The 12,895-nt window shown below is 45.3% G+C and carries 11 protein-coding genes and 1 pseudogene; 2 read left to right on the forward strand and 10 right to left on the reverse strand.

Going from position 1 to position 12,895, the window contains the following annotated elements:
- Positions 1 to 113 precede the first annotated feature (113 nt).
- The 5 genes from cydC to GPLA_RS10285 form a co-directional block, all read right to left on the reverse strand.
- Positions 114 to 1,904, reverse strand: a complete 1,791-nt coding sequence (gene cydC / locus GPLA_RS10265; protein WP_007104836.1) for a thiol reductant ABC exporter subunit CydC — start codon at positions 1,902 to 1,904, stop codon at positions 114 to 116.
- Positions 1,897 to 3,747 (reverse strand): thiol reductant ABC exporter subunit CydD, encoded by a 1,851-nt coding sequence (cydD, locus tag GPLA_RS10270; protein WP_007104837.1) that lies wholly within the window; start codon positions 3,745 to 3,747, stop codon positions 1,897 to 1,899. The genes cydC and cydD overlap by 8 nt, the downstream gene beginning before the upstream one ends.
- Positions 3,737 to 3,889 carry a cytochrome bd-I oxidase subunit CydX gene (cydX, locus tag GPLA_RS10275; protein ID WP_007104838.1) on the reverse strand — a complete coding sequence of 51 codons (153 nt, stop codon included), beginning with the start codon at positions 3,887 to 3,889 and terminating at the stop codon, positions 3,737 to 3,739. Before cydX ends, cydD begins: the two co-directional genes overlap by 11 nt.
- A gap of 72 nt (positions 3,890 to 3,961) precedes the next feature.
- Complete coding sequence (gene cydB, locus GPLA_RS10280; RefSeq protein ID WP_007104839.1) at positions 3,962 to 5,101, reverse strand: cytochrome d ubiquinol oxidase subunit II; 1,140 nt, start codon at positions 5,099 to 5,101, stop codon at positions 3,962 to 3,964.
- Positions 5,098 to 6,684: a cytochrome ubiquinol oxidase subunit I gene (locus tag GPLA_RS10285; RefSeq protein WP_007104840.1), complete on the reverse strand. Its 1,587-nt coding sequence runs from the start codon at positions 6,682 to 6,684 to the stop codon at positions 5,098 to 5,100. The genes cydB and GPLA_RS10285 overlap by 4 nt, the downstream gene beginning before the upstream one ends.
- A gap of 388 nt (positions 6,685 to 7,072) precedes the next feature.
- On the opposite strand from GPLA_RS10285, the gene GPLA_RS10290 reads away from it, so the two are divergent.
- Entirely contained in the window at positions 7,073 to 7,702 is a 630-nt protein-coding gene (locus GPLA_RS10290) for a LysE family translocator (protein ID WP_007104841.1), read from the forward strand.
- Between the two features lie 66 nt (positions 7,703 to 7,768).
- On the opposite strand, the gene GPLA_RS10295 is transcribed toward GPLA_RS10290, so the two are convergent.
- The 5 genes from GPLA_RS10295 to GPLA_RS23980 all read right to left on the reverse strand — a co-directional run bounded on the left by GPLA_RS10295 (position 7,769) and on the right by GPLA_RS23980 (position 12,666).
- Positions 7,769 to 8,116: a VOC family protein gene (locus tag GPLA_RS10295; protein ID WP_007104842.1), complete on the reverse strand. Its 348-nt coding sequence runs from the start codon at positions 8,114 to 8,116 to the stop codon at positions 7,769 to 7,771.
- A 281-nt stretch (positions 8,117 to 8,397) separates the two neighbouring features.
- Positions 8,398 to 10,614: a multiheme c-type cytochrome gene (locus tag GPLA_RS10300; protein WP_051997663.1), complete on the reverse strand. Its 2,217-nt coding sequence runs from the start codon at positions 10,612 to 10,614 to the stop codon at positions 8,398 to 8,400.
- A 293-nt stretch (positions 10,615 to 10,907) separates the two neighbouring features.
- Positions 10,908 to 11,648 (reverse strand): FadR/GntR family transcriptional regulator, encoded by a 741-nt coding sequence (locus tag GPLA_RS10305; protein ID WP_040514373.1) that lies wholly within the window; start codon positions 11,646 to 11,648, stop codon positions 10,908 to 10,910.
- A gap of 170 nt (positions 11,649 to 11,818) precedes the next feature.
- The gene (locus GPLA_RS23975) at positions 11,819 to 12,094 is read right to left on the reverse strand and encodes a sugar porter family MFS transporter (RefSeq protein ID WP_264370818.1); all 276 of its coding nucleotides are present in this window, start codon (positions 12,092 to 12,094) and stop codon (positions 11,819 to 11,821) included.
- Between the two features lie 74 nt (positions 12,095 to 12,168).
- Positions 12,169 to 12,666 carry an MFS transporter gene (locus GPLA_RS23980; protein ID WP_051997662.1) on the reverse strand — a complete coding sequence of 166 codons (498 nt, stop codon included), beginning with the start codon at positions 12,664 to 12,666 and terminating at the stop codon, positions 12,169 to 12,171.
- Here GPLA_RS23980 and GPLA_RS23185 point away from each other — a divergent pair.
- Positions 12,589 to 12,895, forward strand: a pseudogene (locus GPLA_RS23185) (IS5/IS1182 family transposase); the annotation flags it as partial. The gene GPLA_RS23980 and the pseudogene GPLA_RS23185 overlap by 78 nt on opposite strands.

Below are 12,895 nucleotides of genomic sequence, written 5' to 3' on the forward strand. Positions count from 1 at the left end.
AAATGTGAGGGACTCTACTAACATCTTAACCAAAGATAAGGGAGTAACACGAGTATCGTTTCAGGTCGCCAAAATATAATAGCGATGGTTAACAGATGATCCCCCCAGCAAGGCTAAAATCGGGTGGTTAACTCAAGATATTCCCCATGTATGGCTTGCAACGCTTGATGGGTGCCCTCGCCTCTGACTTTGCCATTTTCTAGCCATATGACTTTGTCCATATTTTGCAATAAATCGGGATCGTGGGTAATACACAATACGGTGCTGCGACTCATGGCAAGCATGATTGCTTGCATAACGGCTTGCTTAGATTGATTGTCTAACCCTTCAGTGGGTTCATCAAGCACTAAAATAGCAGGGTTACGCAGCAGCATTTGCGCAATCGCTAAGCGTCGAGACTGACCTTGTGACATGCGACGACCCGCACTGCCTAAACGGGTATTTAGTCCATTTGGCAACTCATATAACCACTCACCCAATTGGGCTTGCTCACATGCAGTCTGCATTTGCTCGCGACTTGCCTCTGGTGCGGCATAATGCAAATTATCCGCTATGGTGCCATCAAAAATATGGTGTTGCTGCGCTAATATACCCATTAACTGGGTGCGCTTTTCAAAGCTTATCGCTTTGGCTAACACCTCATACTCAGCGTTGAATAAGATACGTCCTTGCTGTTCTGGCCATAACCCACTAAGCAAGTTTACTAAGGTTGATTTCCCGCTGCCACTTGGCCCAACCAACGCCACTTTTTGTTGAGCGTTGATGGTGATATTGACGTTATTAAGCGCAAGATCATCAAGCGCCGCATTAGCGTATCGATAACTGACATTTTGCAAGCCAAGTCCCATGCCCAAATCTGACGTAATATCCTGTGGCAATGAAGCAGGACTCGCTGATCCTAAATCTTGCGGTGTTTCGCTGGCATCAAACCCCGCACTTTTGGCCAGTTTGTCGTGCAACGCAAAAATGCGCCCAGCAGCACTTAGCGCCACGGGTAATTGAATAAACGCATTAGGAAGGGTTAATACGGTTTCAAAACTGGCCAAAACAAATAAACTCAACATGGCCAAGTGCACGTTGGGCAATTGCCCTGAACTCACCAGCGGTACCAATAAGGCAACACTGGCCAGCATCGCTAGTTGCACCACGATTAGGCTTAAACCATCACTGTCCGCCAGCGCTTTATGGCGTTGGTCGAGTAAATCGTTGTAGTCTTTTTGAATTGCATTGCACTTGGCCAATTGACTGTTGGTCGCTTGATATAAGGCGAGCTCTCGCTGACCACTTAACATCTCTGACAAGGCTTCTCGTAACTCGGCGGAACGCTGAGTTTGTTGCCCGGCACTGCAACCAAGCTTACGACTAAGGCGTATCGGTAAACACACACCTACCAGCACAATGCCACCTAAACAGATGAATGCAACTTGGGCATTGAAACCAGCGATAATAGTGATCACGATTGGCACGCAAACCAATGCCACTAACATGGGCAATAAAACGTTTAGGTAAAACTTATCCAGCGCGTCCACATCATCTTGCATACGATTAAACAGATCGGCACTGCGATTCATAGCCAAATCTTGATTATTAAGCTTACCCAAGGTGGCAAACACGTTGACGCGAATTTCACTTAATAACAAAAAGGTTGCATTGTGCGTCACCAAGCGCTCGCCGTAACGCGAGGCACTGCGCACTATGGCTAAAAAGCGAATAATACCGGCTGGGGTAAAGTAGTTCATTTGCACACCTGCGATGCCTGCCGCTGCCATCGAGGCTAAAAACCAGCCTGAAATAGCCAGTAAGCCAACATTCGCCAGAACCGTCAACCCTGTAAGAAAAACGCCTAATAACATGGCTTTATAGTAAGGGCGACACAGGTGCAATAAACGCAAAAAGTTAGTCATTTATATCGCTCTGTTGCGCTGCGTTCACCTCATCACCACCCGTTATCAATTGAGAAAATGGGCCTTGCACGTCACTAAGCTCCTGATAACTACCTTGCTGGACGAGGTTGCCCCCAGCTAACACCACGACATGAGCAGCTTGCTTTAATGTGTTAAGCCGATGAGCAATCACTAACACTAAATGGTGTTTGGCATAGTCATTTATACCCCGCTGCACTATGCCTTCAGTTGTGCTATCAAGGTGCGCTGTGGGCTCATCCAATATTAAAATGGGAGCCTGTTTTAAAAATGCCCGCGCCAAAGCAATACGTTGTTTTTGCCCACCAGATATGCCCTCACCTTGCTCCCCAAGCATGGTGTCAAAACCATTTTCCAGCGATTGAATAAAAGTTAAGACCCCAGCTTGTTCAGCAGCACGGGCGATTTCAGCATCACTCGCCGTCGGCTTTGCCAAGGTTATGTTGTCTTTAATACTGGCGTAAAACAGCGTGGGTTGTTGGGGGATCCAGGCAATTTGTTGCTGCCAAGCGGCGATGTCTTTAACACTAAGTGCTTCATCGTTAACACTAATGTGTGGTATGACTTGAGGATGAAAACCTAGTAAACAGTCGAATAACGTACTTTTACCCGCCCCGCTTGAGCCAACAAAGGCGACCATGCCCGTTGTCGGTAACGTCAATTCAATATTATGAATGCCTTCTTTGCTATCTGGATAAGTAAAACTCAATCTTGAAACACGAATATCCGTCATTGCGGTATTCATGTTTACTAACGCCTGATTTTCTTTCTGCGAGTCCTGCTTACTTTTGTTCAATTCATTATTAGGCACTGCGCTATCGTTTTTTGCATCACTGATCGGCGTATTCAGTACTTCCAACATGTCGCCTGCGGCACTGATCCCCTCTAGGCGAGCATGATAGTGCGTTCCTAACTTACGCAAGGGTAAGTAAAATTCGGGGGCTAACAACAACACCACGAAGCCGGTAGCAAAGTCTAATGTGCCGAAAAACAATCGAAAGCCAATGATCACCGCAACCAGCGCAACGCTAATGGTAGCCAAAAATTCCAAAGCAAAAGACGACAGAAAGGCAATTTTCAAAACACTTAACGTCGCGTGACGAAAGTCATCGGATATACCGGCGATTTGCTGCAACTCTCGCTTAGTCGCATCAAATAGTTTTAATTGGGTTAAACCCCGTACTCGGTCGAAAAAATAATTACCCAGCACGGCTAATTGCTGCCAACGAGCTTGGTTTAGTTGTTCCGCTTTGTGTCCCACCAAAATCATGAAAAACGGGATAAGCGGCGCAGTGAACAGAAAAATCAAACCCGCTTGCCAATCCGTAGGAAATATCACCATCAGTATCGCCAGCGGTACAAGTGCGCTGTAAGCCACACTAGGTAGGTAATTAGCATAGTAGTCATGCAGCGCTTCTACCCCGTCATGCAACATATTTAAGGTTGCGCCGTGACCTTTTTTATCCGTGTAATGCGGCCCAAGTTGGCTGAGTTTTTCCAGTAAATTTGCACGCATGGCTGACTTGATATTACGCGCAGCACGAGCACTAAAGCGCTGACTAAATGCTAAAAGTAGGCCTCTGGCCAACACAAACGCAGCTAGAGGCCACAGGAGATGGCTGACACTGGCGAGATCTGCGTTTTCAAACATCACCAAATGAACACTTTGCGCTAACAAATATGCACTGGCGATCATCAATAAAGCGTTTACCGTACCAAGGGCGATGCTAAATTTAAGTAAGCCTGCCGCGGGTTTAGATTCACGCTTTAAAAAACCGCGCAGCAGCATTTGCTGGGCGCGGTCTGGGCGGATTTTAATCGTCACTTTCGTTTTTTAGCCTTTCGTAAAGATCTTTTTGATCATCCGCTATGCTGTCTTTATTTTGTTGGAACTCGTACCACATCACGTTTATTACCCCTAAGGTACAGGCTAATAACACCCCTAAAATCCACGCAAAATACCACATAATTATTCTCCTTAGCTTGCTTGTGCATGTACCTATACTTGCACAAGCCGCGATTTGTTGACCGCTGCGTTTTTAGTAACTGCCGTGGGGGTTATTTTCAATTTCTTCCACTGTCACTTTGCGCCACATTTTGACGTAACACCAAGTCGTGTAGAACAAAATAATAGGCACTAATATCACCACAACAATAAACAATACGTTCAGCGTCATATGACTGGAAACCGCATCCCACATGGTTAAACTTACGTTAGGGTTATTACTTGACGGCATAATGAAGGGGAACAAAGATGCACCCGCCGTCATGATCACGCCCACTAACATTAAACTTGATGAAACTAACCCCAGTGCCGGTTTACCCATTTTAGAGAAGAGCACTGCCAGTGCAGCCATAACAAATGCCAGACTAGGAAAGATGATGGTTAGCGGCATTGCCGTATAATTGTCTAACCAAGCGCCTGGCGCGGTTGTCACCACTTTAGCAATAGGGTTTGCGTAGCCTTGTGTATCCGGCATGCTGACTATTTGGTAGCCATCCATGTTCGACACCCAAATTCCCGCCACAGCGAACAACGCCATACAGGCGATTAATGCATAACGACCAAATTGACCTGAACGTTTTGCCACATCATGTGCTGTGCGCAGCTGCAACCACATACCTGCGTGACCTACCATCATGGTAATACTGATCAACCCTGCTAATAAGCCAAAGGGATTAAGCAAGCCGAAAAACGACCCCTGATAGCTAGCTCTCAATAAATTATCGATATTAAAAGGCACACCCAAAAACAAATTACCGAACGCCACACCGAATACCAATGCAGGGATTGCGCTGCCAAATAACAACGCCCAGTCCCAATTGTTACGCCAGCGAGGGGATTCAATTTTGCTGCGATAATCAAAGGCTAACGGGCGAAAAAACAGTGCAAACAACACCAATAACATCGCGAAGTAAAAACCAGAAAACGCCGCGGCGTAAACCATAGGCCAAGCAGCAAACAATGCCCCACCAGCGGTAACAAACCACACTTGATTGCCTTCCCAGTGCGCCGCAATGGTATTAATCACGGTTCTACGTTCACTGTCTGTTTTACCCACCGCTCGCAATAACATAGCGATGCCCATGTTCATGCCGTCAGTAATCGCAAAGCCAATGAGCAATATGCCAATAATTAACCACCACACTAATTTGAGCGTTTCGTAATCAAAAATCATGAGTGAGCCCCTTGTTCGTCTTTGCTTGGCTGATTAATTTTTTCAAAATGATACTTATTGGTGTGCAATGAACTTGGCCCCTGCTTCACAAAACGCAGCATTAACCAACCTTCTACTATGGCAAGACCTGTGTAGAAAATGATAAAGCCAGCAATACTGATCAATAAATCATTAGTCGTCAGTGACGATGTCGCCAAGAAGGTGGGTAATATTTCAGATATTGCCCACGGCTGCCTGCCATACTCAGCCACGACCCAACCAAACTCGATAGCAATCCACGGCAGCGGAATACTGAACACCGCCGCCCATAACAACCAGCGTTTCTGCTCAATTACCCGATGGGCGTTGTAGTAAAATGACAATACAAATATCACCAGCATGATCATGCCGCAGGCAACCATAATCCTAAAGGACCAGAACATAGGGCCCACTTTTGGAAACGAATCTTTCACTGCCTGTTTAATCTGTGCTTCGGTGGCATCAACCACATTAGGTGTATAGCGTTTAAGCAGTAATCCATAACCTAAGTCGTCTTTTAACGTATCGAAAATCGCTACGTTTTCTGGGGTATCTTGGCCATTTCTGAGTTTATCTAGATACTCATAAGCCAACATACCGTTGCGAATGCGTTTCTCATGTTTAATTTCTAAATCATTAATACCCGTAACTTGCTCGTCTAACGAGCGAGTAGCAATAATACCCATGGCATAGGGGATTTTAATTGCCGCGTGGGTCACTTGCTTTTCAGAGTCAGGGAATCCAAACAAAGTAAACGCCGCAGGCGCTTCTTCAGTATGCCATTCCGCTTCAATAGCGGCGAGCTTCACTTTTTGCACTTCACCTACTTCATAACCGGATTCATCACCAAGTAAAATAACACACAGCACAGAGGCTAAACCGAAGCCACAAGCAACTGAGAATGAGCGCTTAGCAAACGATATGTCACGCCCTTTTAAAATGTAGTAACTACTGATCCCCAGCACAAACATCGATGCCGCAACGTAACCTGCGGATACGGTATGAATAAATTTGACCTGCGCCACAGGGTTAAACACCAATTCTGCGAAGCTGGTCATTTCCATTCGCATGGTTTGATAGTTAAATTCCGCTCCCACCGGGTTTTGCATCCAGCCGTTGGCGATCAAAATCCACAATGCCGATAAGTTGGTTCCCACCGCCATGAGAAACGTCGCACCTAAATGTTGCCGGCGGGATAATCTGTCCCAGCCTAAAAAGAACATACCCACAAATGTCGATTCAAGGAAAAATGCCATTAAGCCTTCGATGGCCAGCGGCGCGCCAAATACATCACCCACATAATGAGAATAATAAGACCAATTGGTGCCAAACTCGAACTCCATGGTTAAGCCTGTTGCCACCCCCACCGCGAAGTTTATGCCGAACAACTTGCCCCAAAATTTGGTCATATCTCGGTAAATTTCACGGCCAGTCATGACATAAACTGACTCCATGATGACCAAGATCCACGTCATGCCTAAGGTTAGGGGCACGAATAGAAAGTGAAACAGTGCGGTAATAGCAAACTGTAATCGCGATAGATCCACAAAGGCTTCATCTATCATGTTAATGGCTCCTAGTTAGGTCGCTCACGCAACACAAAACAAAATCTGAAAGAGTAGGTAAATAGTTACCTTCTAAAGTTTCAGTAATTACTGAAACTTTATTAACTTTACTCCTTTCGGCTATTTTATGTCAACTGAAAGGTTATATTTTAATGCGTCAATATACGCAAAAGTTGACCTGCATCTGGAATAATAATGTCGCCCTCAATAGCCTACCTTAACTCCCGTCGCATATACGGCTAGCTAATTCACAACGCGCTTTGTATATTACTTAACAAAAGAAAGTTAACTTAAATACTGCGTTCTCTGCATGACAATTTAATCAACAATGTAAAGTCTAACTGCTTTAGCAATAAAACCGTTAATTGTGTACTGAATAGGAAGACAGATGGATTTACATGCATACTTTATTTTTTTAACCACCACCATAATTGTTTGTATGTCCCCTGGCCCAGCGGTGATCACTATTGCGTCTCAGGGAGCTCGCCACGGCGCGAAAAATGCCCTGTTTGGCGTCACAGGTGTTGCCAGTGCAAATGTGGTGTATTTTCTATTGTCAGCAACAGGGATTGCCTCGTTAATAATCGCGTCAAACCTGTTATTTTCAGTTATTAAATGGGTTGGCGTGCTGTACCTGCTTTACCTCGGGCTCAATGCAATTTTCAGTAAAAGCGGCGGATTAAGCGTTAATAAAAATACCAGTTCGAATGCAAACGGCATTGCACGCTTTAGTCAGGGTTTTGTTGTTGAATTAGCCAACCCCAAAGCTCTGCTGTATTTCCTTGCATTGCTACCCCAGTTTATCAACATTGAACAACCTGTCGTGTTGCAACTGCTGATTATGGGCTCATCTTGTTTAGTGGTCGATTTATTGTCTTATTCTATGTATGCCTACATAGGCCAAAAGCTATCCAGTGGCTCGGTGAAATCATCTATTGTGAACCTAATCAACAAGTCTGCTGGCGGCTTTTTACTCTTTGCCGGCCTAAAAATGGCGTCGGTCAGCGCGAATGTATAACAAAGGCACACTGCACCACCGGTTAAAAGACGCCGATATAAACGGTGCAATCGAACTAATACGGCATCAAGCGAGTAACTGGGTGATATGCCACAACTCTCCTGCTGGGCCCCATAAATACACGACTTTACCCCAGGGCTCATTTTTGATTGCTTGGTATTTACGCGCCAAATCCCCCATATTTACAATTTGTTGGTACGCCGCATTTATGTCCGTCACAATTAATTGCATCATGAGATTTTCGGCAAAATCTTGCTGATAAGTATTCTGTAAAAAGAAGGTGCATTCACCACAGGTGAATAAACATAGCTCATCATTCACCGACTCTTTGCTAAAACCTAATGCTTGGTAAAACTGTTGGGATTGGGCGAAATCTTTGCTGGGAATAAACACGCGAATATCTGTACTGTGCATAGTACTACCTCAATTTCAGGCGTAAAAATAACTGACCGTTTTTACATTTGAGCATACCTAAAGGGCTGTAACAAAAGCTAAAGCTTGCTTTGCCCATTGAGCACCCGACAGCGTTGAAATATAACTCAAGAATAAGCAGTTTCAAATGTCAATGTCAGCGTTTGGCAGAAACTCATGGATTGCCCACACAGCGGCTTGCGAAGCCATTATCAATTCAAAATAAGCGTTTTTCAGCGCTGGCCCCCTACTAAGCAGCACCTTCCCCGTCTTACTTTTAGTCTTTACTGCCGGCTGTGCTGCAATGCTTGCAATTTATCCGTGTATACCGCTGCATCGTGGGTATTACCCACTTTATTCAAATAGCTGATCAACGCGCTGAGTATATCGGTATCGTTCGGCCAGCGGTCATGGGCGAGTCGCAATTCAGCTATGGCCACACTCCCCTGCCCCTGATGATCAAGCGCAATCGCATAAATATAAGCAAATGACGGGAATGCTTCACTGCTGTGGGCAGCCACTTTTAAATTGGTCAATGCTGGGGCATATTGTTTCTGGCGAATTTTATATAAACCCAAAGCATGATTCGCTTGGGCATTATCGGGTTCAACTTTCAAGGCTTTGCTTAAGTAACTCGCTCCATTTTTGTCTTGGCCTTGCTGACGATAAAATTCGGCAACCTGAATCAGCACAGGAATATAACTTGGTTCAATCCTAAAGGCGGTTAGATAGGCACGCTCGGCCCCAGCCAAATCCCCTAAGTGACTTGCCAAATTACCCAGCGCTAATTGAGTGATCGGTGAATCCTCATTTAGCGTTAACATGTCACCATATTCCGCCAGCAAGGGTTTTAATCTGGCTTTGTCACTCCGAGACAACTGCTCAATACTGTCAACCAATACTCTGGCTATTTCAAACCTTACTGACTTGCTAGGCTCGTCCAACTTATCACTCAGTACCTGCCAACGCTCTAGAGGACTGAGCATTTGCAATGATTCAACCGCTGCCCGTCGCACTAACACATCATCACTTGCAAGATGCTGTAACGCGAGATCGAGTACTTCCTGAGTGCGGTATTGGCTCATATCAGCCAAAAGAGAGGCTTGGCGTAAGCGACTGTTACTTGGGTCTTGGACAAAGGCAATAGCTTCAGCCAGACCTTGCGGCGCAACATCTTGCACGTGTTGGCGAACCGATTGCCATGTATTTTCCTTACCTGCCCCCCAGATTTTAGTGCTCTGTTCGCGCCAATGCACATCATCTTTATCATGGCAGGCTAAACAGGACTGGGGTTCGCTTAGCTGAGTTTGAAAACTCAAATCTGGGATAGAAAAACTGTGATCCCGCCTAGCATCCACACCCATATAGGTTTTTTCTGGCATATGGCAACTCACACACATAGCCCCGTCGGTATCTGGCGTGTGATGATGATGTTCAGGACGATTAAATGTTTGCGCTTGATGGCACTGCAAACACAGGCCGTTGCCTGGTATTTTAACTTTCCCCGTGTGAGCATTGTGACAGTTCGAACAGGTCACGCCAGCATGCTGCATTTTGCTTTGCATGAACGAGCCCATAACAAACACTTCTTCGTTGATGGTGCCATTAGCATGATAAAACGGCGCTCGGATCCACTCTAGACGATTATCATCCACAAAACTTTGCTGGCCTTTGGGGTCTGAAAATGGATGACTTAACGGCGTACGAAGCGAATGACAACGCCCGCAGACATTTATTTCACTGTTGTTGGCTTGGCCGTCGGCGTGAGCAATGGGGTTGTCCATGGCAAACACAAAGTTTTTCACTGCCGGCAGCCGTGTGTTAAACCCACTATTGTTGTCAGTAATGGCATCCTTTTTAGCTAGCTCTACGTGCTGACCTGCCGGCCCATGACAGCTTTCGCAGGCCACATTGACTTCACTAAACTGGGTTTTGAATACGTTGGTTTTAGGTGCAAAATTGCGTTGCAAGTCCGTTGAGTGACAATCCGCACAGCGACTATTCCAATTTTGAAAATGGCGTTGCCAAAAAAATGGATGTTCAGGAGTGATTTTTTCGATGGGCTGCAAGTGATACCAACGTTGCCCCCCCTCTTTTTCACTGCGACTGTCCCAAGCGATATTAAACGCTTGTAGCTTACCCTCTCCCACATCAACTAAATATTGCTGCAAAGGATAAAAGCCAAAGGTATATGGCACATCGAAAGTTTCGAGCTGGTTATGTTTGTTGATCGTGGTGATTTTGTATTGGCCGTCTTGGATAAAAAAACGGGTTTTGATATCGTGAAACTGTACTTCGGTATCGGCAAAGTTGCCTAGCACACTGTCTTTACTGGCCACTTGCATGGCTTTAAAATGGTCTGACTGTTGCCACTGCTGATACTCGCTTTGATGGCAACTTTGACAAGTGCTTGCACCGACATAGCCTATAGCATGGGCGTTAGTTTGTGCCTCGCTAACGGGAGCACTTTCGTCTTGGGCAGACACATTATTTACCCACATTAGCCCAATCAATATTAACGATAACCAAAACAAAATGGGCGATGTTCCGCCCTGTCGCCACGTCACTACATTCACCTGCTTGCTCCCTATCCCCGACATCCACTAAACCTAATCCTTGTGCACTGCACTGCTCCCTGACATCCACACGCAAATTGCTATTGCATGTGCAGTTAAGCTCACAATTGGATTTTTGATTAGGTAGCGACAATGGGTAAATTTGAAAACACCAGCATTAGCTGGTGTTTTAACTAGGCTAAACATCCGCCTGAATTTATCTACTTTACGCTATGCGTCTATTTATACTTAGCAACTTTACCGCTTAAGCGCTTGTCTGCGTCGCCTAATAAATTGGCGGTTAGCTGTTCAGCCAAGTCAGCATCTCCCGCGACGATAGCGTCACAAACAGCCCGATGAAATGGCACTGAACTTTTATTGTCTCTGGGATCTTTATTGGTTAAACGAATACTGACCAACAAAGCGGAATAAATCACCCCTTCCATGGCTTTTAAGAATTCGTTATGCGCAGCTCGTAACACCGAGCGATGAAACTCTGCATCAGCAATAATGAAGTTCTCAACAGACCCTCCTTCTTGCTCCATGGCTAAACATGCCGCTTGTATTTCAGCAATGTCTTCCGCTGTGGCCCGCTCTGCTGCCCAGCGTGATGCTTTAGGCTCAAAGGCTAAACGAATTTCCATCAACTGCTTTAAAAAAGAAGGATTCGGCGGTGCCGATAAATGCCACGCTAACACGTCATCGTCTAACATAGACCATTGGTCACGCGCTCTAACGCGGGTACCAATACCTCGGCGCACGTCGAGTAAGCCCTTGCCCACTAAAATTTTAACCGCATCACGAATAACCACTCGGCTAACCTGATAACGGGTCGCAAGGGTATTTTCTTCGTCGATAAGCGTGCCTGGCTCATAGGTGCCTGCCACAATGCGTCTGCCTAACTCACGGGCTACCTGAACCGGCATGCTTGGGGTCATAGTCGCCGTGCGTTTAAGATCGTAATATACTAATTCGCTCATGATAATTATCTAAACATAATATGTTAAATGACACAGTAAATGTACCATGCCTGTAAGTCGATACAAAGTATATTACCCAGCAATTACATAAATTTACATGGCTAAAATGAGCTAATTAAACGCATCAAACGCGTTATCGCCCATTAATTTGCTCAGCAAACGGCATATTCTTAAGCTTTGACCAGATCGCGTTCAATGTCTTCAATGGTTTTACCCTTAGTTTCAGGCAGTATTTTTGCCATCACTAACATGCCGATAAAGGCAATAATGCCGTAATTTAAAAAGGTATTGGCTGCCCCTAAATTCTCTAGTTGCCAAGGGAAAAACTGCTGAATCATATAGCTGGAGATACTCTGTACGAAAGCGGCCACCGGTAGTGCCACACTGCGTACACTATTGGGAAATATCTCTGAAAATATCACCCACATTACTGGCCCAATCGACATATTGAAAGCCGCTAAGAAAGCAAATAAAACAAAGAAGGCATTGATGCTGATTGTTGAGTTAATGATGGCTCCACTTACCAACGGCAAATCTTTTTACTGTATATGCCCGCCAGCTCACGTTTTAGATCCACATCAGATGCATAGGTTTTGCCCACCAAAGGCTGTAATAAGGTTACGTCCACCTGACTTTGCTGAATATTTTCGATGGCTTCTTGGCTCAATTCATAGTGTGCAGATTTAAATCCGTACCACGTTGAAGTGTGAGCAATGCTAATAAACAATAAACCTAACAGGGTTAGGCGACGACGCCCCCATTTTTCTACAAATCGAATTGCCACTAGGGTAAATAGCACAGCCACTAAGCCTAGAATAACCGTTTGCATAAAAGTGTCTTCGACTGACATACCGATTTGCTCGAATACCGTAGGCGCATAAAAAAGTACCGCGTTCATACCACTTGCGCCTTGCACTATGGCATAAGCAAACGCCACGCACATTCGCTGCTTCAGCGCAAAGGATGCAAAGCGACCATTCCACCAAGATGCAACGCTGGACTCTGGGAGGATAATCATCCACGCAACGAGGCCGTAACAGCCTTAAAAGAGGGGAAATTGGCGCAGTGGAAACAAGAAAATGGCTATCATCTTAGATCATTGTCAGAGACAGCCATGTATCGATATAAGCAACTGATTTGCCCGAAACTCAGTCTGCGAGACTACAATGCCCAAGTAGGCGAAGCGTTGGCTGGTGTAAAACCGACGAACAAAGTTATACCAATCGGATTAAAGTTTAAGTCAATTT

Source organism: Paraglaciecola polaris LMG 21857 (genome assembly GCF_000315055.1).
Lineage (GTDB): Bacteria > Pseudomonadota > Gammaproteobacteria > Enterobacterales > Alteromonadaceae > Paraglaciecola > Paraglaciecola polaris.

Bases quoted from the DNA above. Each gene is read 5' to 3' on its own strand.
- cydB (WP_007104839.1), bottom strand. From the start codon at position 5,101: ATGATTTTTGATTACGAAACGCTCAAATTAGTGTGGTGGTTAATTATT.
- GPLA_RS23975 (WP_264370818.1), bottom strand. From the start codon at position 12,094: ATGTCGATTGGGCCAGTAATGTGGGTGATATTTTCAGAGATATTTCCC.
- GPLA_RS10285 (WP_007104840.1), bottom strand. From the start codon at position 6,684: ATGATAGATGAAGCCTTTGTGGATCTATCGCGATTACAGTTTGCTATT.
- GPLA_RS10305 (WP_040514373.1), bottom strand. From the start codon at position 11,648: ATGAGCGAATTAGTATATTACGATCTTAAACGCACGGCGACTATGACC.
- GPLA_RS10300 (WP_051997663.1), bottom strand. From the start codon at position 10,614: ATGTGGGTAAATAATGTGTCTGCCCAAGACGAAAGTGCTCCCGTTAGC.
- cydX (WP_007104838.1), bottom strand. From the start codon at position 3,889: ATGTGGTATTTTGCGTGGATTTTAGGGGTGTTATTAGCCTGTACCTTA.
- GPLA_RS10295 (WP_007104842.1), bottom strand. From the start codon at position 8,116: ATGCACAGTACAGATATTCGCGTGTTTATTCCCAGCAAAGATTTCGCC.
- cydC (WP_007104836.1), bottom strand. From the start codon at position 1,904: ATGACTAACTTTTTGCGTTTATTGCACCTGTGTCGCCCTTACTATAAA.
- GPLA_RS10290 (WP_007104841.1), top strand. From the start codon at position 7,073: ATGGATTTACATGCATACTTTATTTTTTTAACCACCACCATAATTGTT.
- GPLA_RS23980 (WP_051997662.1), bottom strand. From the start codon at position 12,666: ATGATTATCCTCCCAGAGTCCAGCGTTGCATCTTGGTGGAATGGTCGC.